We start from the raw sequence: 23746 nt of genomic DNA on the forward strand, positions 1-23746 counted from the left end.
TGGGTCGCGCTGCCCGGCGCTCGCGGGGTGCCGTCGCGCCCACCCGTGCCGCCCCAGCGGCACGACTGCCCGCGGAAGCGATGGGGGCGGTGGCGCGGCTGCCCGCGGGAACGCGGGAACGGTGGTGCGCGGCTGCCCGCGGGAACGGCGGGGGCGGTGGCGCGGCTGCCCGCGGAAGCGGTGACTCGTGGTCACGACGGTGTCACGATCTCCGACTTGACATGGGAGGCGGTCTTGCCGCCCCTGCCCCCCGGGCGTAGACCAGAGCGCACGGGACAGCGCTCGGCGTTCGACGGAGTACGAAGAACGGGGCAGTGATGCGCAGGACGAGCAGAATCATCCGGACACGCAGGTCGCCTGAGAACCACGTGACGGCTCCCCGCACCCGCAGGGCCGCCGCGGCGCTCGCCGCGGGAGTGCTCGCGGTCTCCCTCGCCGCGTGCGGCGGGGGCGACGACGACGGCAACAGCGATGACGAGAACAAGGGCGGCGGCGGCGAGACCGGGACCACCGTCACCCTTCCCAAGCTGGACGGCGCGAGCTTGGAGGTCGCCGCCGTGTGGACCGGCGCCGAGCAGGCCAACTTCAAGAAGGTCCTCGCGGAGTTCGAGAAGCGCACCGGCGCCAAGGTGACCTTCGTCCCCGCCCAGGACCCGATCATCAACTTCCTCGGCTCGAAGGTCGCGGGCGGCGCCCCGCCGGACGTGGCGATGCTGCCGCAGCCGGGCGCCATCAAGCAGGCCGTCGACAAGGGCTGGGCCAAGCCGCTCGGCGCCGAGGCGGCCAAGGAGCTCGGCGAGAACTACTCGCAGGGCTGGCAGGACATCGGCAAGGTCGACGGCAAGCAGTACGGCGTCTACTACAAGGCCGCCAACAAGTCGCTGATCTGGTACAACGCCCAGGTCTTCGAGAACGCGGGCGCCGCCGAGCCGAAGACGTGGGACGAACTGCTCACCACCGCGCAGATGGTCTACGACTCCGGTGTCACCCCGTTCTCGGTCGGCGGTGCCGAAGGCTGGACGCTCACCGACTGGTTCGAGAACGTCTACCTCTCCCAGGCCGGACCGGAGAAGTACGACCAGCTCGCCCGGCACGAGATCAAGTGGACGGACCCCTCCGTCAAGGAGGCGCTGACCACGCTCGCCGAGATCTGGGGCAAGAAGGACTACGTCGCGGCCGGCGCGCTGGGGACCGATTTCCCGACGTCCGTGACGCAGACCTTCACCGGCGGTGACCAGCCCAAGGCCGGCATGGTCTACGAGGGCGACTTCGCGCAGGTCAACATCGGTGAGACCAAGGCGAAGGTGGGCACGGACGCCAAGGTGTTCCCGTTCCCGGCGGTCGGTGACGCCCCGCCCGTGGTGTCCGGCGGCGACGCGGCGGTGATCCTGGAGGACTCCGAGGCGTCCCAGGCGCTGGCGACCTTCCTCGCCTCCCCGGACGCCGCGCGCATCCACGCCGGGCTCGGCGGCTACCTCTCACCGAACAAGAACGTGCCGGCCTCGGCGTACCCGAACGAGGTCCAGCAGAAGATCGCCAAGGCGCTCGTCGACTCCGGGGACGACTTCCGCTTCGACATGTCCGACCAGGCCCCGCAGGCGTTCGGCGGCACGCCCGGCAAGGGCGAGTGGAAGATCCTCCAGGACTTCCTGAAGAACCCGGAGGACGTCGCCGGTACGCAGGCGAAGCTGGAGGCCGACGCGGCCGCGGCGTACGGGAACTGAACCGGCGATGGCGTCGGACACGGCGGCAGGGGCACCGAAGGCGGCCCCTGCCGCTCCCAAGTCGCGCAAGAGCGTCACCGGCACCCGCGCAACCGTGGCGGCGCTGTTCCTGCTGCCCGCGCTCGTGCTGCTCGGTGCGCTCGTGGTCTACCCGATCGGGTACTCCGTCGTCCGCAGCTTCTACGACCAGTCCGGCGACGGCTTCGCCGGATTCGACAACTACCAGGCCCTGTTCACCGACGACGGCATCCGCACGGCCCTGAAGAACAACGTCGTCTGGGTGGTGTTCGCGCCGACGATCGCGACCGCGCTCGGTCTGGTCTTCGCGGTGCTGACCGAACGGGTGCGCTGGGGTACGGCGTTCAAGCTGGTCGTCTTCATGCCGATGGCGATCTCGATGCTGGCCGCCGGGATCATCTTCCGTCTGGTGTACGACCAGGACCCGGACAAGGGCGTGGCGAACGCGGTGTGGGTGGGGGTGCACGACACCTTCGCCCAGTCGTCGGCGTTCCCGAAGGCGCACCCGGGCCGCGAGTCGCCGCTGGAGCCGGCCGGCGGGGGCGCGTTCATCACCAAGGGGACGGTGAGCGCCGGCGACACGGTGACGCTGCCGCTGGTCGGGGTCGCCCCGGACCTGATGCCGGACGCGGCGGAGCGGGCGGCGGCGCCGAAGCCGGAGGACGACCGGATCACCGGCACCACCTGGCAGGACTTCACCCGCGGCAAGGGCGTCGGCACGCTGAACGCCGTCGACGCGGCCGAGCTGGGCTATCCGGGGATGAGGATCGAGGCCGTCAAGGACGGCGCGGTGGTGGAGACGGCCACGGCGGGCGACGACGGCACGTTCTCCTTCTCGTCGAAGGCCGACGGGGCTCGGCTGCGGCTCCCGGCGAGCAACTTCGCCGAGCCGTACAACGGCCTCGACTGGCTCGGCCCGTCGCTGGTCACACCGGCGATCATCGGCTCGTACATCTGGATGTGGGCGGGCTTCGCGATGGTGCTGATCGCGGCCGGGCTCGCGGGCATGCCCCGGGAGCTGCTGGAGGCCGCGCGGGTGGACGGCGCGAACGAGTGGCAGGTGTTCAGACGCGTCACGGTGCCGCTGCTGGCGCCGGTCCTCGCGGTCGTCACCGTCACCCTGATGATCAATGTGCTGAAGGTGTTCGACCTGGTCTTCATCATCGCCCCGGGCTCGTCCCAGGACGACGCCAACGTCCTCGCGCTGGAGCTGTACCGCAAGGGCTTCGCGGCGGACCAGCCGGGCATCGCCAGCGCGATCGCGGTGTTCCTGCTGCTGCTGGTGATCCCGGTGATGTGGTTCAACGTCAGGCGGCTGAGGCGGGAGGTGCGGCGATGAGTGCGGACGCCGGCAGCGTCACCAAGGCGGTCCCCGTCGTCAGGGCCGAGCGGTCACTGGGCTCCCGGCTCAGCGAGTGGGTCAGCGGCGGTCTGGTCCGCGTCTTCCTGATCGTCGTGGGCCTGTTCTGGCTGGTCCCGACGGTCGGGCTGCTGCTGGCCAGCCTGCGCACCCCGCAGGACATGGCCGCCGACGGCTGGTGGAAGGTCTTCACCGAGCCCTCGCAGCTCACCTTCGGCGCCTACGAGACGCTGCTGGAGAACGACGACATCACCGGCTCGCTGCTGAACACGGTGTACATCACCGTCCCGGCGACCGTGCTGGTGGTGGTGATCGGCTCCCTCGCGGGGTACGCCTTCGCCTGGATGGAGTTCCCGGGCCGGGACTGGTGGTTCCTGGCCGTGGTGGGGCTGCTGGTGGTGCCGGTGCAGGTGGCGCTGATCCCGATCGCCGAACTCTTCGGCAGCATCGGCCTCTTCGGCTCCGTGACCGGTGTGGTCCTCTTCCACGTCGGTTTCGGTCTGCCGTTCGCGGTGTTCCTGCTGCGGAACTTCTTCGCGGAGATCCCGAAGGAGCTGCTGGAGGCGGCCCGGCTGGACGGCGCGGGCGAACTGCGGCTGTTCGTACGGGTCGTGATGCCGCTCGCCGGTCCGGCCATCGCCGCGCTCGGCATCTTCCAGTTCCTGTGGGTGTGGAACGACATGCTGGTCGCGCTGATCTTCACCGACTCGGGGAGCCAGCCGATCACGGTCGCCCTGCAGACCCAGGTACGGCAGTTCGGCAACAACATCGACGTCCTGGCGCCCGGCGCGTTCATCTCGATGGTGGTCCCGCTGGTCGTGTTCTTCGCGTTCCAGCGGCAGTTCGTCTCCGGTGTGATGGCGGGCGCGGTGAAGTAGCCGAAGCACGGACGAAGTTGAGGGGGCGGGCCGTCACAGGTCCGCCCCTTCGTGTGACGGGCGTCCCCCGGATGCCGCAGGGGGCGTAACCAAGTGGGGCCGGCGGCCGTTGCCGGGCAGAACGCCCGCACCGACCGTTGGATGCCCCTTGCCCAGGTTCAGTGTCATTGTCCCCGCGTACCAGGTTCAGGCGTATCTGCACGAGTGCCTGGAATCGGTGCTGTCCCAGTCGTATCCCGATCTCGAACTGATCGCCGTCGACGACTGCTCGCCGGACGCCTGCGGTGCGGTGATCGACGAGTTCGCGGCCCGCGACCCGCGCGTACGGGCCGTGCACCTGCCGGAGAACGCCGGTCTCGGTCCGGCCCGCAACGCCGGGATGGAGCGGGCGACCGGCGACTACCTGGTCTTCCTGGACGGCGACGACACCCTCACGCCCGACGCGCTGCTCGCCCTCGCCGACCGGCTGAAGGAGACGGGCGAACCGGACGTGCTGGTCTACGACTACGCGCGCACCTACTGGTCGGGCGAGGCCGTGCGCAACCGGGTCGCCGCCGAACTCACCGAGGACGGACCCGCGCCGTTCCGCCTCGAGGACCGGCCGGGGCTGCTGAACCTGCTGATGGTGGCCTGGAACAAGGCGTACCGGCGGGAGTTCGTCGAGCGCGCGGGGTTCACCTTCCCGCCCGGCTACTACGAGGACACCCCGTGGACGTACCCGGTCCTGATGACGGCGGGGTCGATCGCCACCCTGGACCGGGTGTGCGTGCACTACCGGCAGCGCCGGGCCGGCGGCATCCTGCGCACCACCAGCGAACGGCACTTCGACGTCTTCGACCAGTACGACCGGGTCTTCGCGTTCCTCGACGAGCGGCCCGCGCTGCGGCGCTGGCGGCCGGTGCTGTTCCGCCGCATGGTCGACCACCTGGCGACGGTGTACACGCGGCGGGACCGGCTGCCGCGCGGGTCGCGCGCCGCCTTCCTGCGCCGGGCGCGGGTCCACTGCCGACGCCATCGGACGCCCGGCGCGTCCGTGTCCGCGCGTGCCCGGGTCCACCACACGATGGTCCGTCTCGGGCTGCACCGCACCTATCGGGCGCTGCGGCTGGCGGCGGCGCTGCGCCGCAGGTGGGCCCGGACCGCGGGGCGGCTGCCGCGCGCCCTGCGCCGCGCGGCCCTGCGCCTGCACTACCGGTTCCAGCGGCTGCTCCCGCTCCGCGCCGACCGGGCCGTCTTCGCCGCCGACGGGGGCCGCGGTCACGGCGGCGACCCGGGCGCCCTGGAGTCGGCGCTGCGCGAGCTGGCCCCGCACATCCGCACCGCCTGGGTGGCCCGTCCCGAGTACCACCACACCCTGCCGCCGGGCGCCCGCCGGCTCGTGCCCGGCACGGCCGCCCACTGGAGCGCGCTCGCCCGGTCCGCGTATCTGGTGACCGACGCCGACACCGTGCCGGGGCTGGTCAAGCGCAAGGGGCAGACCGTGGTGCAGACGCGGCGCGGCACCCCCCTCGGGCACGAGGGCCTGGACCTGCTGGAACGCCCCGCGGCGGCCCGGGACACCGACTTCGCGCGGTTCCTCGCGGGCGTCGACCAGTGGGACTACGTCGTCTCCGCCGACCGCCACTCGACCCTGACCTGGGAGCGGGTCTGCCCCGGCCGCTACACCACGCTGGAGTACGGCAGGCCGCGCACCGACCGGTTCCACACGGCGACCGCGGCGGACGTGGCCCGGCTGCGGGAGTCGCTCGGCGTCCCGGAGGGGTCGGTGGCGATCCTGTACGCGCCGGCCCACCGCGACTACCGGCGCACCCAGCGCCGGCTGCTCGACCTGGAGCGCGTGGTGCGCCGTCTCGGCCCGCGGTTCGTCGTCCTGTCCCTCGCCGACCGCCACCCGTACGGCGGGCCGCGCGAGGCCGCCTCCGACCGGGTCCTGGACGTCACCGGCCACCCGGACGTCACCGCGCTGTGCCTGGCCTCGGACGCCCTGGTCACGGACTACTCGCCGCTGATGTTCGACTACGCGGGCCTGGACCGGCCGGTGGTGCTGCACATCGACGACTGGGAGGCGTACGAGGCGGCCCGCGGCGCCTACTTCGACCCGCGGGCGTTCCCGCCGGGCGCGGTCGCGGGCGGCGAGGACGAGCTGATCGACGTCTTCGCGAGCGGTCACTGGTGCGGTGCCCGCTCCACCCGGCTGCGGGCGGACTTCCGCGAGCGTTTCTGCCCGTACGACGACGGCCGCGCCGCCGAGCGGGTGGTGCGCCGGGTGGTGCTCGGGGAGAGCGACCTGCCGCCGGTGGTGCCGATGGACGGGCGCCGCCCGGTGCCGTCGGCCGGTGCCGTGTCCGGCCCGCCGGCGCTCACGACGGTGCCGCAGCAGCAGCCCGCCGGTGTCCTGGCCGTCACCGACCGCGGCTGACCGCCGTTCCCCCTTGTGGACACAGGGAGTTCCCATGCCCTCCGGATCGTCGCGACCCACCCCGACCCGGCCCCCGTCGGGGCGGCCCGGCCGGCGCCCCGCCCGCTGAGAGCGCCACGCCGGCCTCCACGGACCACGGACCACGGATTACGGAAAGAGCAGAATGCCCCGCTTCAGCATCATCGTCCCGTCCCACGGGGTCGCCGGCCGGCTGGGCCAGGCGCTGGACTCGGTCCTCGCCCAGTCCTTCGGTGACTTCGAGCTGATCCCGGTCTGCGAGGTGCCCGGGTCCGCCGCGGCCGACGTGGCCGCCCGGCACGCCGAGCGGGACTCGCGGGTGGCGCCGGTGCACGCGCCGCCGTCGGCCGGACTGGCGGGGGCGCGCAACGCGGGGACGCGGGCGGCCACGGGGACGTACCTGCTGTTCCTCGACGGTGACGACGTCCTCGTACCGGGCGCGCTCGCGGCCCTGGACGCGCGCCTGACCGAGACCGGTCCGGTGGACGTGCTGCACTTCGAGCACGAGCGCGCGCCCTGGTGGGAGGGCGAGCCCTCCAACCCGGCCGCGCCCCTGCTGGCGAAGGCCCCCGACGGCGCGTTCCCGCCCGACCGCGCCCCGCACCTCACCGGCGTGGGCCTCCCGGCGTGGAGCGCGGCCTGGCGCCGTGCCTTCGTCACCGAGCGGGGTCTCGCCTTCCCGGCGGGGCACTTCACGGACATCGGCTGGGGCGGACAGGCGATGCTCGCCGCCGAACGGGTGGCGGTGCTGCGCGCGGTCGTCGTACGGCATCTGGTGCGGCGGCAGGGCAGCCGGCTGAGCCTGCCCGGGGAGCACCACGCCGAACTGCTGGACCAGGTCGAGCTGGTGCTGGAGCGGGCCGCCGAACGGGGGCTGTCCGACGGGCGGTCGGCGCCGTTGTTCGAGCAGCTCTTCACCGCCGTGCTGAAGACGGCCGCCCGTCCCCGGCGGCTCCCTTCGGGCCGCCGCGCCTTCTTCCGCCGGGCGAGCACCCTGTACCGCCGCCACCGCCCCGCCGGTTACCGGCCCCCGCGCGGCAGCCTCGGGGTGCAGCACCGGCTGCTGGCGTCGGGCTCCTACGGGGCGTTCGCCGCCCTGCGCGGCGCCCGCCGCGCGGTGGCGCGGACCGTGGCGGCGGTGCCGCGCCCGCGGGGCCTGCGCACCCGGCTGCTGTACCGGATGCACCTGTGCCGTCCGCTCGATCCGAACCTCGCCGTGTACTGCGCGTACTGGGGCCGGGGTTACGCCTGCAACCCGGCCGCGATCCACGCCAAGGCGCGTGAACTCGCCCCGCACGTCCGCTCGGTGTTCCTGGTGGAGGCCGGCCGGGAACACACCGTGCCGGACGGTGTCGAGTACGCGGTCATCGGCAGCCGCCGTTACTGGGAGGTGCTGGCCCGCGCCACGTACCTGGTCAACAACGCCAACTTCGCGGAGGGCGTGGTCAAGCGGCCCGGCAGCGTCCACCTCCAGACGCAGCACGGCACCCCGCTGAAGACGATGGGCGTCGACCAGTCGACGTACCCGGTGGTGGCCGCCGCCACCGGCAGCTTCACCAAGCTGCTCGGCCGGGTGGACCGCTGGGACTACAACCTGTCCTCCAACCCGCACTCCACGCGCGTGTGGGAGCGCGCCTTCCCCGGCTCCTACGAGCACCTGGAGTACGGCTATCCGCGCAACGACGTGTACTGCGCGGCCGGCGCGGACGACGTGGCCCGGATCCGCGCGGAGCTGGGCGTCCCGGAGGGCGCGCGGGCCGTGCTGTACGCGCCCACCCACCGCGACCACCGCACCGGCTTCGAGCCCGGCCTCGACCTGGAGGCGTTCTGCGAGGCGGCCGGCGAGGACGTCGTGGTCCTGCTGCGCGCCCACTACTTCTACGACCGGGGCACCGCGCGGGCCGGCGGCCGGGTCATCGACGTCACCGCGCACCGCTCGCCGGAGGACGTGTGCCTGGCCGCCGACGCGCTGGTCACCGACTACTCGTCGATCATGTTCGACTACGCCCTGCTGGACCGCCCGATCGTCGTGTACGCCGACGACTGGGACGTCTACCGGGAGGTCCGGGGCGTCTGCTTCGACCTGATGGAGGGACCGCCGGGACCGGTGGTCCGCACCCCCGAGGAACTGGCCCGCGTGTTCCGCGACGGCTCGTACGCGGACGCGGAGTCGGCGGCGCTGCGGGCCCGGTTCCGGGAGCGGTTCTGCGCGTTCGACGACGGGCGGGCCGCCGAACGGGTCGTACGCCGGGTACTGCTCGGGGAACCGCCGGAGGCCCTGCCGCCCGTGATCCCGCTCGCGGAGCGCGTCCCCGCCCCCGCGGCCGCCGCCACCCTGGTGAGGAGCTGACGAAACAGTGCCCCGCTTCAGCGTCATCGTCCCCGTCCACAAGGTGCAGGGGTATCTGCACGCCTGCCTCGACTCGGTGCTCGGGCAGTCGTACCGCGACATCGAGGTGATCGCCGTCGACGACCGCTCCCCCGACGGCTGCGGCGCGGTCCTCGACGCGTACGCGGCCCGCGACGAGCGGGTCCGGGTGGTGCGCCTGCCGGAGAACGTGGGCCTCGGCCGGGCCCGCAACGCGGGGATGGAGCACGCGACGGGCGACCACCTGTTCTTCCTCGACGGCGACGACACCCTCACCCCCGGCGCGCTGCGCGCGCTGGCCGACCGTCTCGACGAGACCGGCGACCCGGACGTCCTGGTCTTCGACTACGCCCGCACCCACTGGTGGGGCGGCACCCGCCGCAACGTCCTGGCCCGTCTGCTGGCCACCGAGGACGTGTTCACGGCGGCCGAGCGGCCGGAGATCCTCGATCTGCTGATGGTGGTGTGGAACAAGGTCTACCGCCGTGACTTCGTCGCGCGGGAGGGCTTCGCCTTCCCGCCCGGCTACTACGAGGACACGCCCTGGACGTTCCCGGTGCTGCTCAGCGCGGAGCGCATCGCCACCCTGGACCGGATCTGCGTGTACTACCGGCAGCGCCGCCGGGGCAGCATCCTGTCCACCACCAGCCGCAGGCACTTCGACGTCCACGAGCAGTACGCGCGGGTCTTCCGGTTCGTCGACGCCCGCCCGGCGCTCGCGCACTGGCGGCCGTTCCTGCACGCCAAGATGGGCGAGCACTGCCTCGACATCCTCTCCAAGCCGGACCGTCTGCCGCCGTCCGACAAGGGCGAGTTCTTCCGCCGTACGGCCGAGATGTTCCGGGCGCACCGGCCGGAGGGCGACGTGCCCGTCCCGGCGGAACTGCGGGTGCTGGAGGGGAGCTACGCCGGGTACGTCCTGCGGCAGCGGGCGGGGAGAGCCGGGCGGGAGCTGGGCCGTCGGGCCCGGTCGGCGGGTACGGCGACGGCGGCGCGGTACGCCCGTTTCCGGCCGGCGTTCCGGCGCCCGCTCGACCCCGACCTCGCCGTGTACTCGGCGTTCTCGCACCGGGGCGTGCTCGGCGACCCGGCGGCGGTCCACCGCGCGGCGCGCGAACTCGCCCCGCACATCAGGAACGTATGGGTGCTGGCCGACGAGGAACAGGCGGCCGGTCTCGATCCGGACACCGAGTACGTGCTGCCCGACTCGCCCGGATACCGCCGGGTGACCGAGCGGGCCACGTACTTCGTCAACAACGTCAACTGGTCCGGGGCGCTGGTCAAACGCCCCGGCAGCGTGCACGTCCACACCCACCACGGCACCCCGCTGAAGTACCTGGGCGCCGATCTGCTGGACCGGCCCGGCGCCCGGCTCGGCTTCGACGTGCCGCAGATGCTGCGCCGGGCCGACCGCTGGGACTACAGCCTGGTCGCCAACCGGCACTCCGAGCTGGTGTGGGAGCGGGCCTACCCCTGCCACTTCACCTCCCTGCGCAGCGGCAGCCCGCGCAACGACGTGCTGGTCGGGGCGTCGGAGGAGCGGGGGCGTGCGGTGCGCGCACGGCTCGGCGTCCCGGACGGCGACACGGTGGTGCTGTACGCGCCGACCCGCCGCGACTACCGCAGGGGCGGGCTGGTGGAGCGGCTCGACCTCGCCCGGTTCGCCGCCGACCTGGGCGAGGGCCGCACCCTCGTGGTCCGCCTGCACCCCTCGCTGGCCGCCGGACCGGCGCGCGGGCTCGGGCTGTCCGAGCTGCACCGGCGGGGCGTGCTCGTCGACGCGACGGACGAGCCGGAGGTGCAGGACGTGCTGCTCGCCGCCGACGTGCTGGTCACGGACTACTCGTCGGTGATGTTCGACTACGCCCTGCTGGACCGCCCGATCGTCGTGTACGCCGACGACTGGGACGCCTTCCGGGCGAGCCGGGGCGCCTACCTGGACATCGTGGCCGAGGCGCCGGGCCATGTGGCGCGCTCCCCCTGGGAGCTGGCGTGGCTGTTCGACTCCGGGACCTGGCGGGACGAGGAGGCGGCGCGGCTGCGGTCGGCGTTCCGGAGGCGGTTCTGCGAGTTCGACGACGGGCGGGCCGCCGAGCGGGTGGTACGGACGCTGATGCTGGGCGAGCCGGTGCCCGAGCGGCCGGCCGGACCGGCCCGGGTGCCCGCCCAGGCCACCGGCGTCGACCTGCTGACCCCGTCGTGACGCCGCGTGCCCGGGTCCTGCTGCTGGCCGCCGTCTTCGCGCTGCTGCAACTCGCCAACGTCACCGGCCGGGACACTCCCGACAGCAAGAACTACCTGTCGTACGCCCTGAGTCTGACCGGTGCGGACAAGCGGGAGGCGGCCACCGCCACCATCGACTGGTTCTGTGCGGGCCGGGCGACGATCGCGCACCGCGAGCAGAACGTGAACGTGATCCGTTTCCACGCCCCCGACCCCGCCCCGGAGGTCCTGCGGGAGTGCCGGGAGCGGGAGTGGCGGCAGGTGGAGGCACGGCTGGCGGCCGGGCAGACCGGCGGGCACACCGTGCCGTTCATGCCGGAGCGGTTCATGCGGATCTTCGAGGTGCGGCCCGGCTATCCGGTGTTCCTGGCGCCGTTCGTCTCCCTGCTCGGGGTGGCCTGGGGGGTGTGGGCGGCGGGCGTGGTGGTGACCTGCGCGGGCGGGGTGCTCGCCTTCCTGGTGCTGCGCGCCCTGTCGGTGCCGGTGCCGCTCGCGCTCACCGGGCAGGCGCTGTTCCTGGTCCTGCCGTGCGGGACGACGGCGATGCGCCCGATGACCGAGGGGCTGCTGCTGACGCTCACCCTGGCGGCGCTGTGGGGCTGTGCGCTGGTGCTCCAGGGGCACAGGAGGCGGGCGGGCCTGGCGCTGGTGGGCGGGGCGCTGCTCGCGCTGTTCACCGTCAAGCACTCGCAGGCCCTGTTCCTCGGGCTGTGCCTGGCGGGCGCGGGCGCGGCGATCGCCGTACGGCGCCGGTGGCGGGGGCCGGAGCCGGGGCGCGGGGTGGTGGCGCTCGCGGGGGCCGGGTGCGCGGGGGCGTTCGGCACGGTGCTGCTGGCCCGGCTGCTGGGGTATCCGTCGGTGTCGGAGAGCGTGCAGGACCTGCTCACCGATCACTTCGCCCGTCCGGACCGGGAGCGGCCGTGGGCGGAGTTCTTCCAGTTGCAGGGCAACTTCTGGACGGAGTGGCTGCGGCGGCAGCTGTGGGAGCCGATGTTCGTCGCGTTCCTGGCGGCCGGTGTCCCGGGGGCGCTGCGGCGGCCGGCGTTCGGCGCGTTCCTGGTGGCCGCCGCCTGCACGGGGTTCCTCAACCAGGCCGGGCATCCGGACATCAACATCTGGGGCGACCGGCTGATCACGCTGGCCTGGCTGCTGCCGGTGCTGGGGGTGCCGCTGCTGCTGGAGCCGGTGGTGCGGCGGGCGGTGGTGCCGGCGCAGGGGGCTCCGGTGGAGCTGGCGCGCTGAGCCCCTCGGCATCACTCGATGAGGTGATACGAGGTCATGCCGTCGACACTGCCGGGAACATACGGCAGATGCCCAAGACGCTCCTCTTCCCCACCCCCCGATGAGCTCCGGAGTCCTCGTCCGGCCGGCCGTGCGCGGTGCCACGGCGCTGCGCGGCGGCGGGGCCTGGCGCCCCACCCCGTACCAGCTCTTCGGCTTCCTGTTCTGGCTCGTGATGTCGCTGGCGTACTGGAGGGTGCCGCTGTGCTGCGACGCCGGGCAGCACGCGGCGGTCGTGGAGCGCCTCAAGGACGATCTGCTGAACCCCCGGCACCCGATGGCGGACCTGCCGGGGGCGGGCAGCCCCTACTACTCGCCGTTCGCGCTGGCGCAGGGCGCGTTCGCCCGGCTGACGGGGCTGGGCGGCTGGGAGGTGCTCAAGCTCACCGGGCCGCTGAACCTGCTGGTGCTGCTGACCGGGATCGGCCGCTTCGTGCGGGTGCTGACCCCGCGCCCCTGGGCGCCGGTGCTGGCGCTCGGCGCGATGACGCTGCTGTGGGGGGTGGAGCGGGCCTGGTGGAGCGGCTATCTCAACCTGATGTCGATGACGGGCAATCTGGCCTACCCGTCGGCGTTCGCGATCGGGCTCGTCTTCTGGGCGTGGGCGCTGACGGGGGCGCGGGCCCGGAACGCGGGGGCCGTGCGGTACGTGGGGCCGGGCGGGCTGCGCCCGGTGTCCGGGTACGCGGCGCTGGGCGCGCTGTACGGGCTGGTCCTGCTCGTGCATCCGATCACCGCGGTCGCGGCGGCGCTGGGGGCGGTGGCGCTGGTCGCCGGGTGGCAGCGGCGGTGGGGGGCCGCGGTCGCCGGGCGGTGGGCGGTGACGGGGGCGGTGGCGCTGCTGACGGCCGCGTGCTGGCCGTACTTCGACGTGTTCGCGCTGGCCGGGGACGACAGCGTGGACGCGATGCACCGGCGGCTGTACCTGGACCTCGGCGGGCAGTTCGGGCTGGCGCTGCTCGGGCTGCCGGTGCTGTGGCTGCGGGCGCGGCGCGCCTCGTGGCGTGATCCGCTGGTGCTGATGTTCGTACTGGACTGCCTGGTGGTGGCGTACGGCTGGGTCAGCGGCCACTACACCTACGGCAGGATCCTCGGGCTCACGCTGGTGCCGTTGCAGTTCGCGTCGGCGGTGGAGCTGGCGGCGCCGCGGCCGTGGCCGGTGTGGCGGCGGCTGCTGGGCGGGGTCACGGCGGCGGGGGCGTGCGTGGCGTTCCTGACCGTGCACGCGGGGGCGGTGGTGCCGGCGGGCTTCGAACGGCCGCCGGACTGGCCGTCGTACCACTGGGCCGCGCGGTACGTCGGTCCGGGCGAGGTGGTGATCACCGACGGCTACTACGCCGTCCACGCGATCGCCGGGTACGGCCCGAACCTCGCCGCGCCCGCCTGGCCGGACGCCTCGCTGGACGAGGGGGAGCGGCTGCGGCGGGTGGCCGATGTGCGCGCGTATCTCGGCCCCGGTGCGACCCGCGCGGAGCGGGCCGCGATCGTCCGCCGGTACCACGCGCGCTGGCTGCTGCTGACGCCCGCGCAGCGGGTGCCCGAGGAGGCGGTGGTGGTGGCGTGGAGCCGGCGGACGGGGGAGGTGCTGGCGCGGGTGCCGGGGATTACTCGATGACGAGGTCGACGGGGATGTTGCCGCGGGTGGCGTTGGAGTAGGGGCAGACCTGGTGGGCCTGCTCGACCAGCTTGCGGCCGGTCTCCTCCTCGATGCCCTCGGGCAGCTCGACGCGCAGCGTCACCGCGAGCGCGAAGCCCTCGCCCTGCTTGCCGAGGACGACCTCGGCGGTCACCGCGGCGTCGCTGACGTCGACCTTCGCCGCCCGGCCGACCACGCCGAGGGCGCTGCCGAAGCAGGCCGCGTAACCGGCGGCGAAGAGCTGCTCCGGGTTGGTGCCCTGGCCGTTGCCGCCGAGCTCCACGGGGGCGCTCAGGCCGAGGTCCAGCTTGCCGTCGGAGGTGACGGCGCGGCCCTCGCGGCCGTGGGTGGCGGTGGCGACAGCGGTGTAGAGCGCGTCCATGGAAAGGACCTTCCCTCTCGAGTCGTGGCTCGGCCGGGCCCTTCGGTTCGGTGGGTCCGGCCGCCGTACGACCACAAGTAGAGCACGCAATTGAATTGCGCGCAACCAAATGGCCCGCGAGAGCTACCCTGGAGCCATGACAGCCACCCCGATCCCACCCCCCGCGACGGCCCCGCTGCCGGGCGCCGCGGACGACTGGCTCCGCCTCGACCAGCAGATCTGCTTCAACCTGAACGCGGCCTCCCGCGCCTTCAACGGCGTCTACCGGGTGGTCCTCAAGGACCTCGGGCTCACCTATCCGCAGTACCTGGTCATGCTGGTGCTGTGGGAGCACGGCACGCTGCCCGTGAAGAAGCTCGGCGAGCACCTGCGGCTGGACTCCGGCACACTGTCCCCGCTGCTCAAGCGGCTGGAGGCGGCCGGCCTGGTGCGCCGGGAGCGCAGTGCGCGCGACGAGCGGTCGGTGGAGGTCCGGCCCACCGAGGAGGGCACCGCGCTGCGGCAGCGGGCCCTGGAGGTGCCGCGCCGGATCGTGGCCGCGACCGGCTTCGACATCGACGAGATCCGCGATCTGAGCACCCGTCTGCACCGGCTCACGGCGGCGCTGGACACGGCGGTGGCGGAGGGCGCGTAGGGGCCGGGCCCGCCCCCGTAACCTACGTAGGCGTAGGTTACGATGCCGTAGCTTACGGAACCGTAAGTTCACGGATACGCCGGTACGGACCCGGTGCGTCACCCGGTCCCGCCGTCACCTTTGCGAGGACCGCATGAACGAACCCCGGACGGCGGCCGAACCGCCCTGGCTGATCCAAGGCGGCATGGGTGTGGGGGTGTCCGGCTGGCGGCTCGCCCGCGCGGTCGCCCGCACCGGGCAGCTGGGGGTCGTCTCCGGCACCGCCCTCGACACCCTGCTGATCCGGGTGCTCCAGAGCGGCGACCCGGGCGGTCACCTCCGGCGGGCGCTGGCCGCCTTCCCCGTACCGTCGCTCGCCGCCGGACTGCGGGAGCGCTACTTCGTCGAGGGCGGCATCGGACCCGGCGAGCGGTTCGCGGCCACCCCCATGACGACCGCCGACGAGGCGTGCCCCGCGCGGGCGCTGACCGTGGTCGCCAACTTCTGCGAGGTCTGGCTCGCCAAGGAGGGCCACGACGGTCCGGTCGGCGTCAACTACCTGGAGAAGGTCCAGCTCGCCACCCTGCCCGCCCTGTTCGGCGCGATCCTGGCGGGCGTCGACTACGTCCTGGTCGGCGCGGGCATCCCCGCGCAGATACCCGGGATCGCCACCGGTCTCGCCCGGTCGGAGCCGGTCACCGTACGGGTGGACGTGGCGGGCGACGACCAGCCCCACGAGCTGCGCTTCGACCCCGCCTCCGTGCTGCGCGGGACGGAGCCGGGCCGCGTCGGCCGGCTGCGCCGCCCCCGGGTCCTGGCCATCGTCTCGCTGCCGGCGCTGGCCTCGTACCTGAACCGGGACGAGGAGACCCGGCCGGACGGATTCGTCGTCGAGGGCCACCGCGCGGGCGGCCACAGCGCCCCGCCGCGCGGACCGCTGGGCCTGGACGAGTCCGGCGACCCCGTCTACGGCCCCAGGGACGTCCCCGACTTCACGAAGATGACCCGCCTCGGACTGCCGTTCTGGATCGCCGGCGGCCAGTGCGGACCCCGGCAGCTGCGCGAGGCCAGGGCGGTGGGGGCCGCCGGTGTCCAGCTCGGCAGCGTCTTCGCGCTCTGCGAGGAGTCCGGCATGGACGCCGGGCTGCGGCGGCGGCTGATCGAGCGCGAGCTGACCGGCGGACTGCGGGTGCGCAACGATCCGGCGGCCTCCCCGACCGGCTTCCCGTTCAAGGTCGCCGACCTGCCCGGCACCCTGGCCGACCCCGGCGTCGGCGCCGCCCGCGCCCGCGTCTGCGACCTCGGCTACCTGCGCACGCCCTACCGCACCCCCCAGGGCACCATCGGCTACCGCTGTCCGGCGGAGCCGCGGGGAGCGTACGTCCGCAAGGGCGGGGACGCCGAGCGGACCGAGGGGCGGCACTGCCTGTGCAACGGGCTGCTGGCCACCGTCGGCCTCGGACAGCGCCGCCCACGGGACACGGTGGAACCGCCCGTCGTCACCATCGGCCAGGACCTGGGATTCCTGCGCCGTCTCGCGCCCGAAGGGGGACCGTACAGCGCCGAGGACGTCGTGCGGTGGCTGCACGCGGGGATGACGGCCTCCCACGTGTGAGCGGACGGCTCGGGGCGCGCGCCGTCCGGCCGGGGTACTTAATGGGTGAAAGACAGATGAACAGCCCGTATCACCCCGAGGATGTCATGCGCCCCGACCACCCCCAGGTCGCCGTCGTCGTCATCGGCCACGACGACGCCGCCCATGTGACCGACGCCGTGCGCTCGGCGCTCGGGCAGGGGCCCGCCGTGCGGGAGGTCGTCGCCGTGGACGACTGCTCGACGGACGGCAGCGGGGACCTGCTGGACCGGCTCGCCGAGGGCGAACCGCGGCTGCGGGTGGTCCGGCTCCCCGTCAACAGCGGCGGCTGCGGCACCCCCCGCAACGCCGGGCTCTCCGCGGTGACCTCGCCGTACGTGATGTTCCTGGACAGCGACGACGTACTGCCGCCCGGCGCGGTGGACGCACTGCTCACGGCCGCGACCGGGGCGGACGCGCAGGTCGCGGGCGGCCTGTGCGTGCGCCGCGAGCTGCCGTCGGGAACCGAGGTGCCGTGGGAGCCGGCCCTGTACGCGGCGCCCGCCGTACTCGCCCGCCCGGCACTGCGCCCGCGCCTGGTCCACGACACGCTGTGCGTCAACAAGCTCTACGCCACGGCCTTCCTGCGCGCGCACGGCATCCGCTTCCCCGACGGCCGCTTCCCCTACGAGGACGTCGTGTTCACCGCGCGGGTGTGGGCCGCCGCCCCGCGCGTCGCGCTGGTCCCCGACCCGGTGTACGTCTGGCACGTCCGCCGGTCCGCGCGGCGGCTGTCGATCTCTCTGGACCGCGCGGGCGTCGACAACTGGCGGGCCCGCACGCGCGCGTGCCGCACCGCCCACGAGATCCTGCTGGACGCCGGGCAGAAGCGGCTGGCGCGCAGGGCGCGGGCCAAGTTCCTCGACCACGACCTGCGCATGTACGCCCGCGAGCTGCCGCTGCACGACGAGGAGTACCGGCGGGAGTGGTGGGCGCACACGCGGGCGTTCCTCGCGGAGTACGACGCCGCCGACCTGGCCCGCGACCCGGTCGCCCCCGGCCGGCTGATCGGACGGGTCGTGCTGGCCTCCCCCGAGCCGTGCGACCTGCCCCGGCTGCGGGAGCTGGCGGCCCGGCCGGCCCGGCTGTGCCCGCCGTACCCCCGCGCGGCGGACGGCACGCCCTGCTGGTCGGCCGCCCTGCCCGGACTCACCCTGGAGCACCTGCTGACCCGTCCCGTGCCCCTCCTCCCGCTCGCCGTGGACGCGGAACTGCGTCCCCGCGCGCACGGCCCGCGGCTGCGGGTGCGCCTGCACGAGCTGTACGGCCGGGTGGCGCGGGCCGGACCGGTGGCGGCGGAGGTGGAGTGGCGCCACCGGGACCGGGGCGGCGCCCGGGTCCGCCGTACGGTGCCGCTGCGGACGGCCGCCGACGGCACCTGGGTCGCGGAGACGACCGTACGGCCGGACCGGCTGGCCACGCTCGGCACAGGCACCTGGGACCTGCGGCTGCGGGTGCGCTTCCGGGACGGTTCGAGCCGCCGGGTCACCGCGCACGCGCTCGCCGGGCCGGGCCTGCTGCGCCGCTGTGTGATGCCGGGCCGCCGGCACGGCGTGGTGCTGGTACGGCCGTACGCCACGCACTCGGGCGCGCTGGCCCTGCGCGTGGCGGCCGGCGTACGCGGAGTCGTCCCGGTGCTGCGCGGAAGGCTCCGGCGCCTGCTTCACTGAGGACCGACCTGTTCAATTGCGGAAGCACGGGCCAACGACGAGGGGACGGCCATCCATGACCTGGTTGATCACCGGCGGCGCCGGCTACATCGGGGCGCACGTCGTACGGGCGATGACCGAGGCGGGCGAACGGGCGGTGGTGTACGACGACCTGTCCACCGGCCTCGCCGACCGGGTGCCGGACGGGGTGCCGCTGGTGGTCGGCTCCACCCTGGACGGCGAACGGGTCACGCGGGCCCTCACGGACCACGAGGTCACCGGGGTCGTCCACCTCGCGGCGAAGAAGCAGGTCGCCGAGTCGCTCTCCCTCCCCCTGCACTACTACCGGGAGAACGTCGAGGGCCTGCGCGTCCTGCTGGACGCGGTCACGGCGGCCGGGGTCCGCTCCTTCGTCTTCTCCTCCTCGGCGGCGGTGTACGGCATGCCGGACGTGGACCTCGTGACGGAGGAGACCCCGTGCGTGCCCATGTCGCCGTACGGTGAGACGAAGCTGGCCGGCGAGTGGCTGGTCCGCGCGGCCGGCAGAGCGGCCGGACTCTCCACGGCCTGTCTGCGCTACTTCAACGTGGCCGGCGCCGCCCGCCCGGACCTCACCGACACGGGCGTCTCCAACCTCATCCCCATGATCTTCGAGAAGCTGGCGGACGACCTGCCCCCGCGCGTGTTCGGCGACGACTACCCGACCCCCGACGGCACCTGTGTCCGCGACTACATCCACGTCGTCGACCTGGCCGAGGCCCATGTGGCGGCGGCCCGCGCGCTGCGCGCCGCCCCCGGCCGGGACCTCACCCTCAACATCGGCCGCGGCGAGGGCGTCTCCGTCCGGGAGATGATCGACCGCGTCAACACCCTCACCGGCCACGACCGCCCGCCCGTGGTCACCCCGCGCCGTCCCGGCGACCCGCCCCGCGTCGTCGCCTCCGCCGACCGCGCGGCCACGGAACTGGGCTGGAAGGCCCGCCACGGCATCGACGACATGATCGCCTCGGCCTGGGCCGGCTGGCAGCACCTGCACCCGCCGACGGCGGCCCGCCCCTGATGCCGACCCGCACCGAACGCGCCCTGGGCGCCGTCATCGGCTCCGCCGTGGGCGACGCCCTGGGCGCCCCCTTCGAGTTCGGCCCCGAGGGCGCCTTCTCGGCCCGCTTCCCGGCACCGGGGACCGGCGGCGAGATGTGCGGGGGCGGCGGCTGGGACCCGGGCGAGGCGACCGACGACACACAGATGGCGGTGCTGGTCGCCGAGTCACTGCTGGAGCGCGGCGGCCTCGACCTGCCCGACGTCTTCCACCGCTTCCGGCGGTGGGCCGCCGCCGACCCGAAGGACATCGGCCTCCAGACGGAGGCCGTACTGACCAGCGGCGACCCGTGGGACCTGGCCGCCGCACTGCACTTCCGGACCAGTCAACGGGCGGCGGGAAACGGCGCCTTGATGCGGGCGGCCCCCTCCGCCGTGTACTTCGCGCCCCTGGGCCGCGCCACCACCATGGACGCCGCCCGCCGCCTGTCCGCCCTCACCCACGGCGACCGGGCGGCCTGGGAGGGCACGGCCGTCCTCCACGAACTCATCCGCGTCGCCCTCACCGGCGCCGACCCCGTGACCGCCGTACCCGACACCCTGGGGGCGGTGCACCCCGACCACCGCGAGCGCTACACGACCGTCCTCGCCCCCGACTGGCACCCGGACCGGGCCACGGAGTTCAACGGCGCGGTCTGGCCCTGTCTGGCCTCCGCCGTCTGGGCCCTGCGGACGACGACCGGCTACGAGGACGCCGTACGCGCGGCGATCGACCTGGGAGGCGACACGGACACGGTGGCGGCGGTGACCGGCGGCCTGGCGGGGGCGGTGTACGGCATCGACGCCGTCCCCGCACGCTGGACCGGGGCGCTGCACGTCCCCTTGCCGGGCTTCGCCGGACGGGTCCTGACCACGGCGGACCTGACCTCCCTCGTCCGGCGGCTGTGCGGTTGAGCACGCGGGGCCGCCGGGACGGTCCCGGGAACCGGTCACTTCCGCCAGAACAGATGGTGGGTCACGCCGCTCGGGCTGGGCACGACCTCCAGGTGGAACCGGTCGAGCAGTTCGTCGGGGGACTCCCACAGCCGCAGTCCGGACCCGAGCTTCACCGGCGAGACCACCACGTGCATGGTGTCGACGAGACCGGCTTCGAGGAACTGCCGGATGGTGGTCACCCCGCCTCCGAGCCGGACGTCCTTGCCCTGCGCCGCTTCCCGCGCCTGTTCGAGGACCGTGGCCGGGTCTCCGTCGACGAAGTGGAACGTGGTGTCGGAGAGCGTGAACGAAGGACGCTCGTGGTGGGTCATGACGAACACCGGTGTGCGGAACGGCGGCTCGTTCCCCCACCAGCCCTGCCACTCGTGATCCTGCCAGGGCCCGCGCTGGGGACCGAACTTGTTGCGGCCCATGATCTCGGCACCGATGTTGCGGGCGTAGTCCCGGGTGAAGTAGTCGTCGAGGCCCCGGCTCCCCCCGGGATCGGTGCGCCCGGGCCAGCTCGCCGTGGCGCCGGCCCAGGCGAACATCCTCTCGGGATGGTCGTGACCGAACGGCCGCTCGAGGCTCTGGTCCTCACCGGCACCGATGCCGTCACTCGAGACGATGAAGTTCTGGACTCTCAAGAGCTGAGCCATGTGTTCCTCCAGGGTTGCCGGACAACGGTGTTGAGACCCTCCGGGCCGGAGAAAGTCATCGCCGTGTCCGTGACCGGCCGGAAATCCGGCTGTCCGGTCTTCTGAACCGGCGGGTTCACGGTCCGCCGTGCGCCCGCCGGACCTCTCCATGGCCCCGGCCCGCAGGAGGTCGCACTCCTCGCGCGGCCGGACGGGCTTCGGCGGGCGGGGCTGCCGGGTGCCCGATGCGGCCGGGGCTCGGGTGTGCGCGTGTCGGCGCCCCGACCGCCGCGGACGGCCCGTTCGATGCCGGTGAGGAGCAACGGTGTCATGGCGGGCATCCTCGCAGCCGGCACTGACAACGGCCACCCGCGGAGACCGCCGCCGCGCCGCGGGAACGGACGGCGCCGGCGCGCCGGTCCCGGCCGTCGCCGTGTGCGGGCTCAGACCTGGTTGAGGCCGCCGTCCACGGCGAGCTCGGCGCCGGTCACGAAGCTGCTCCGCGGCGTGGCGAGGAAGAGCACCGCGTCGGCGACCTCCTCCGGGCGGCCCAGCCGGCCCATCGGGATGGCTTCGGCGAAGCCGGCCCTGAAGGCGTCGGCCCCGACCTCCGCGGGGGCGACCCCGGCGAGCCCGGGGGTGTCGATGGGACCCGGGACGACGGTGTTGACCCGGATGCCCCGGCCCTTGAGTTCATTGGCCCAGGTGCGGGTGAAGGAGCGGAGGGCCGCCTTGGACGCCGCGTAGACGCCGAACGCCTCCGCGCCGCTGGCCGCGTTGGTCGAACCGGTCACGACCACCGTGGCGCCGTCGTTGAGCAGCGGCAGCGCCTTCTGGACGGTGAAGAGCGCTCCCCGGACGTTGACGCCGAAGATCTGGTCGAAGTGCTCCTCGGTGATCTCCTCCAGCGACGCGAACGAGCCGATCGCGGCGTTCACGAACAGCACGTCGATCCCCTGCCCGCGGTCGCGGACCGCGGCGTACAGCCGGTCCAGGTCGGCCAGGTCGGAGATGTCGCCCCGCACGCCGGTCGCCGAGCCGATGGTCTCGACGGCCGCGTCCAGCTCGGCCTCGCGCCGGCCGGTCACGAACACGTGCGCGCCCTCGTCCGCCATCCGTACGGCGGTCGCCAGACCGATGCCGGTGCTTCCGCCGGTGACGACGGCGGTCTTCCCTTCGAGCTGCCCCATGACAGCACCTCCCTTATTCTGTATCGATCGGTACGTTAACACGCGAATACCGAACGGTACAGAATGGGTATGCTGGTCGGCATGGACAGCAGGCGGAAGGCACCGGCGGGCCGGCCGAGGGGGTTCGACACGGAGGAGGCCCTCGAACGCGCGCTGGTCGTCTTCTGGCGGCAGGGCTACGAGGGCGCCAGCCTCACCGACCTGACGGAGGCCATGGGCATCACCCGCCCCAGCATGTACGCGGCCTTCGGCAACAAGGAGGAGCTGTTCCGCAAGGCCCTCGACCGCTACACCGAGGGCCCGGGGGCCTACGTCGCCAGGGCCCTGGAGGAGCCGACCGCCCGCGCGGTGGCCGCCGCCCTCCTCAACGGCACGGTCCGGGCCACCACCCGCCCCGGCTACCCGACGGGCTGCCTGGGCGTCCAGGGCGCCCTGGCCACCGGCGACCCCGGGCACCGGGCCCACGACGTGCTGATCGCCTGGCGCAACTCCAACGGGGCCTGCGTCGCCGACCGGTTCCGGCGCGCCGTCGCCGAGGGCGACCTGCCGCCCGGCACCGACCCTGACCGGCTCGCCCGGTACGTCGTCTCCCTCTCCTACGGGATCGCCGTCCAGGCCGCGAGCGGCATCGACCGCGACGACCTCCAGCAGGTCGCCGACACCGCCCTGCTCAACTGGCCTCCGGTGACCTCCGCCTGACCGCGGCCGTCACCCTCACAGCGCCTTGAGCGCCTCCGCCGTCGCCCGCGTCAGCGCCTCCAGGTAGCCCTTCGGCAGCTTCGGACTGCGGATGACCACCGAGCGCCAGTACAGGGGACCCGAGATCAGGTCGAGGGCCAGGGCGTGGTCGGCGCCGGGGCGGAGGTCGCCGCGCTCCTGTGCCGCCGTGACGATGCCCTTGGCGACCCCGTCCTGACCCTCGCGCAGCGCCTTCTGCAGGGCCTCGGCGATGTCCGGGTTGCGGGCGGCCTCGGCCTGGAGGTCGGGGAGGATCTGCGAGGCGACGGGGTGGCGCAGGGCGCGCGAGGTGACCTCGTACAGCAGGCGCAGGTCGCCCTCCAGGGAGCCGGTGTCCGGCGCGGGCAGGCCCTGGACGGCGATCGCGGAGACCAGGTCGAGGACGAGGTGCAGTTTGGAGCGCCAGCGGCGGTACACCGCGGTCTTGCCGACGCCCGCGCGGCGCGCGATCCCCTCGATCGACATCCGCGCGTAGCCGGCCGCGGCCAGCTCCTCGAAGACGGCCGCCCGGATCGCCTCCGTCACGTCCTGGCGCAGTACGGCGGCCCCGGCGGGGGCCCTGCGGCGCGGACGCGGCTGGAGCTCGTCGGCGTTCGTCGTCATGCGGACAGCATAGGCCGCCACCGTCACGACGAAACGGTTGCGTTCCGACGTTCTTTCGACTTACGCTCCCGTTGCGACGGTACGGTTCCGTTCCGACGTATGACCGGCCCGTCGCCACCCCCTCTCTCTAGCGAAAGCGCCGGATGTGAGTCAGGTCCTCCACACCCCGCCCCCCGCACCGGGCGCCCCGGTACCCGCCGAGGCCGACCTCGCGGCCCTCGCCGCCCGGCACGGCCTCACGGTCAGCGGCGCCCGGCCGTCCCTCACCGAGTACGTCCGTCAGCTCTGGGACCGGCGGCACTTCATCCTCGCCTTCTCCCGGGCGAAGCTGACCGCCCAGTACAGCCAGGCCAAGCTCGGCC

General features: G+C 73.8%; 18 protein-coding genes and 1 pseudogene. 15 read left to right on the forward strand and 4 right to left on the reverse strand.

Annotation, left to right across the window (positions count from 1 at the left end; all coding sequences use genetic code 11):
* The first annotated feature begins 317 nt into the window (after nucleotides 1-317).
* The 8 genes from ACZ62B_RS15655 to ACZ62B_RS15690 all read left to right on the forward strand — a co-directional run bounded on the left by ACZ62B_RS15655 (nucleotide 318) and on the right by ACZ62B_RS15690 (nucleotide 13904).
* Nucleotides 318-1724, forward strand: coding sequence for an ABC transporter substrate-binding protein (locus ACZ62B_RS15655; RefSeq protein ID WP_468719384.1), 1407 nt, complete (start codon nucleotides 318-320; stop codon nucleotides 1722-1724).
* Between the two features lie 7 nt (nucleotides 1725-1731).
* On the forward strand, nucleotides 1732-3081 hold the full coding sequence (locus tag ACZ62B_RS15660; protein ID WP_344559188.1) for a carbohydrate ABC transporter permease: 1350 nt from the start codon (nucleotides 1732-1734) through the stop codon (nucleotides 3079-3081).
* Nucleotides 3078-3980, forward strand: coding sequence for a carbohydrate ABC transporter permease (locus tag ACZ62B_RS15665; RefSeq protein WP_468886136.1), 903 nt, complete (start codon nucleotides 3078-3080; stop codon nucleotides 3978-3980). Before ACZ62B_RS15660 ends, ACZ62B_RS15665 begins: the two co-directional genes overlap by 4 nt.
* A gap of 148 nt (nucleotides 3981-4128) precedes the next feature.
* Nucleotides 4129-6399, forward strand: a complete 2271-nt coding sequence (locus ACZ62B_RS15670) for a bifunctional glycosyltransferase/CDP-glycerol:glycerophosphate glycerophosphotransferase (RefSeq protein WP_469690675.1) — start codon at nucleotides 4129-4131, stop codon at nucleotides 6397-6399.
* A 163-nt stretch (nucleotides 6400-6562) separates the two neighbouring features.
* The gene (locus tag ACZ62B_RS15675) at nucleotides 6563-8767 is read left to right on the forward strand and encodes a bifunctional glycosyltransferase family 2 protein/CDP-glycerol:glycerophosphate glycerophosphotransferase (RefSeq protein WP_469690677.1); all 2205 of its coding nucleotides are present in this window, start codon (nucleotides 6563-6565) and stop codon (nucleotides 8765-8767) included.
* 7 nt (nucleotides 8768-8774) lie between these two features.
* Nucleotides 8775-10988 carry a bifunctional glycosyltransferase/CDP-glycerol:glycerophosphate glycerophosphotransferase gene (locus tag ACZ62B_RS15680; protein ID WP_469690679.1) on the forward strand — a complete coding sequence of 738 codons (2214 nt, stop codon included), beginning with the start codon at nucleotides 8775-8777 and terminating at the stop codon, nucleotides 10986-10988.
* A complete protein-coding gene (locus ACZ62B_RS15685) occupies nucleotides 10985-12250 on the forward strand; it encodes a hypothetical protein (RefSeq protein ID WP_469690680.1) in 1266 nt (421 codons plus the stop codon). The genes ACZ62B_RS15680 and ACZ62B_RS15685 overlap by 4 nt, the downstream gene beginning before the upstream one ends.
* 100 nt (nucleotides 12251-12350) lie before the next feature.
* Complete coding sequence (locus ACZ62B_RS15690; protein ID WP_469690682.1) at nucleotides 12351-13904, forward strand: hypothetical protein; 1554 nt, start codon at nucleotides 12351-12353, stop codon at nucleotides 13902-13904.
* Here ACZ62B_RS15690 and ACZ62B_RS15695 read toward each other — a convergent pair.
* Nucleotides 13894-14307, reverse strand: a complete 414-nt coding sequence (locus ACZ62B_RS15695; RefSeq protein ID WP_030868470.1) for an organic hydroperoxide resistance protein — start codon at nucleotides 14305-14307, stop codon at nucleotides 13894-13896. The two genes, ACZ62B_RS15690 and ACZ62B_RS15695, sit on opposite strands and share 11 nt — an antisense overlap.
* Before the next feature lie 136 nt (nucleotides 14308-14443).
* On the opposite strand from ACZ62B_RS15695, the gene ACZ62B_RS15700 reads away from it, so the two are divergent.
* From ACZ62B_RS15700 to ACZ62B_RS15720, 5 genes are all read left to right on the forward strand, one after another.
* Nucleotides 14444-14941 carry a MarR family winged helix-turn-helix transcriptional regulator gene (locus ACZ62B_RS15700; RefSeq protein WP_344559174.1) on the forward strand — a complete coding sequence of 166 codons (498 nt, stop codon included), beginning with the start codon at nucleotides 14444-14446 and terminating at the stop codon, nucleotides 14939-14941.
* 133 nt (nucleotides 14942-15074) lie between these two features.
* Complete coding sequence (locus ACZ62B_RS15705; protein ID WP_469690684.1) at nucleotides 15075-16535, forward strand: nitronate monooxygenase; 1461 nt, start codon at nucleotides 15075-15077, stop codon at nucleotides 16533-16535.
* Between the two features lie 56 nt (nucleotides 16536-16591).
* Nucleotides 16592-18223: a glycosyltransferase family 2 protein gene (locus tag ACZ62B_RS15710; RefSeq protein WP_469690687.1), complete on the forward strand. Its 1632-nt coding sequence runs from the start codon at nucleotides 16592-16594 to the stop codon at nucleotides 18221-18223.
* A 55-nt stretch (nucleotides 18224-18278) separates the two neighbouring features.
* Nucleotides 18279-19262, forward strand: coding sequence for a UDP-glucose 4-epimerase GalE (gene galE / locus ACZ62B_RS15715; RefSeq protein WP_468719377.1), 984 nt, complete (start codon nucleotides 18279-18281; stop codon nucleotides 19260-19262).
* Nucleotides 19262-20194 (forward strand): ADP-ribosylglycohydrolase family protein, encoded by a 933-nt coding sequence (locus tag ACZ62B_RS15720; protein WP_468719376.1) that lies wholly within the window; start codon nucleotides 19262-19264, stop codon nucleotides 20192-20194. The genes galE and ACZ62B_RS15720 overlap by 1 nt, the downstream gene beginning before the upstream one ends.
* Nucleotides 20195-20229: 35 nt before the next feature.
* Here the strand turns inward: ACZ62B_RS15720 and ACZ62B_RS15725 are convergent, their stop codons facing one another.
* Together ACZ62B_RS15725 and ACZ62B_RS15730 are read right to left on the reverse strand one after the other, a co-directional pair.
* Nucleotides 20230-20874 (reverse strand): dihydrofolate reductase family protein, encoded by a 645-nt coding sequence (locus tag ACZ62B_RS15725; protein ID WP_344559165.1) that lies wholly within the window; start codon nucleotides 20872-20874, stop codon nucleotides 20230-20232.
* A gap of 422 nt (nucleotides 20875-21296) precedes the next feature.
* Nucleotides 21297-22043, reverse strand: coding sequence for an SDR family NAD(P)-dependent oxidoreductase (locus ACZ62B_RS15730; protein WP_344559163.1), 747 nt, complete (start codon nucleotides 22041-22043; stop codon nucleotides 21297-21299).
* Nucleotides 22044-22124: 81 nt separating this feature from the next.
* Here ACZ62B_RS15730 and ACZ62B_RS15735 point away from each other — a divergent pair, with 81 nt between their 5' ends.
* On the forward strand, nucleotides 22125-22742 hold the full coding sequence (locus ACZ62B_RS15735; RefSeq protein ID WP_344559161.1) for a TetR/AcrR family transcriptional regulator: 618 nt from the start codon (nucleotides 22125-22127) through the stop codon (nucleotides 22740-22742).
* Nucleotides 22743-22757: 15 nt separating this feature from the next.
* On the opposite strand, the gene ACZ62B_RS15740 is transcribed toward ACZ62B_RS15735, so the two are convergent.
* A complete protein-coding gene (locus ACZ62B_RS15740) occupies nucleotides 22758-23384 on the reverse strand; it encodes a TetR/AcrR family transcriptional regulator (RefSeq protein ID WP_344559159.1) in 627 nt (208 codons plus the stop codon).
* A gap of 145 nt (nucleotides 23385-23529) precedes the next feature.
* Here ACZ62B_RS15740 and ACZ62B_RS15745 point away from each other — a divergent pair.
* A pseudogene (locus ACZ62B_RS15745) lies at nucleotides 23530-23746 on the forward strand (ABC transporter permease); the annotation flags it as partial.

The organism is Streptomyces sp. NPDC053426 (assembly GCF_055585405.1).

Excerpts from the sequence above, each read along its gene's own strand:
- ACZ62B_RS15655 (WP_468719384.1), top strand. The coding sequence starts at position 318 with ATGCGCAGGACGAGCAGAATCATCCGGACACGCAGGTCGCCTGAGAAC.
- ACZ62B_RS15660 (WP_344559188.1), top strand. The coding sequence starts at position 1,732 with ATGGCGTCGGACACGGCGGCAGGGGCACCGAAGGCGGCCCCTGCCGCT.
- ACZ62B_RS15665 (WP_468886136.1), top strand. The coding sequence starts at position 3,078 with ATGAGTGCGGACGCCGGCAGCGTCACCAAGGCGGTCCCCGTCGTCAGG.
- ACZ62B_RS15675 (WP_469690677.1), top strand. The coding sequence starts at position 6,563 with ATGCCCCGCTTCAGCATCATCGTCCCGTCCCACGGGGTCGCCGGCCGG.
- ACZ62B_RS15690 (WP_469690682.1), top strand. The coding sequence starts at position 12,351 with ATGAGCTCCGGAGTCCTCGTCCGGCCGGCCGTGCGCGGTGCCACGGCG.
- ACZ62B_RS15695 (WP_030868470.1), bottom strand. The coding sequence starts at position 14,307 with ATGGACGCGCTCTACACCGCTGTCGCCACCGCCACCCACGGCCGCGAG.
- ACZ62B_RS15700 (WP_344559174.1), top strand. The coding sequence starts at position 14,444 with ATGACAGCCACCCCGATCCCACCCCCCGCGACGGCCCCGCTGCCGGGC.
- ACZ62B_RS15705 (WP_469690684.1), top strand. The coding sequence starts at position 15,075 with ATGAACGAACCCCGGACGGCGGCCGAACCGCCCTGGCTGATCCAAGGC.
- ACZ62B_RS15710 (WP_469690687.1), top strand. The coding sequence starts at position 16,592 with ATGAACAGCCCGTATCACCCCGAGGATGTCATGCGCCCCGACCACCCC.
- galE (WP_468719377.1), top strand. The coding sequence starts at position 18,279 with ATGACCTGGTTGATCACCGGCGGCGCCGGCTACATCGGGGCGCACGTC.
- ACZ62B_RS15720 (WP_468719376.1), top strand. The coding sequence starts at position 19,262 with ATGCCGACCCGCACCGAACGCGCCCTGGGCGCCGTCATCGGCTCCGCC.
- ACZ62B_RS15725 (WP_344559165.1), bottom strand. The coding sequence starts at position 20,874 with ATGGCTCAGCTCTTGAGAGTCCAGAACTTCATCGTCTCGAGTGACGGC.
- ACZ62B_RS15730 (WP_344559163.1), bottom strand. The coding sequence starts at position 22,043 with ATGGGGCAGCTCGAAGGGAAGACCGCCGTCGTCACCGGCGGAAGCACC.
- ACZ62B_RS15735 (WP_344559161.1), top strand. The coding sequence starts at position 22,125 with ATGGACAGCAGGCGGAAGGCACCGGCGGGCCGGCCGAGGGGGTTCGAC.
- ACZ62B_RS15740 (WP_344559159.1), bottom strand. The coding sequence starts at position 23,384 with ATGACGACGAACGCCGACGAGCTCCAGCCGCGTCCGCGCCGCAGGGCC.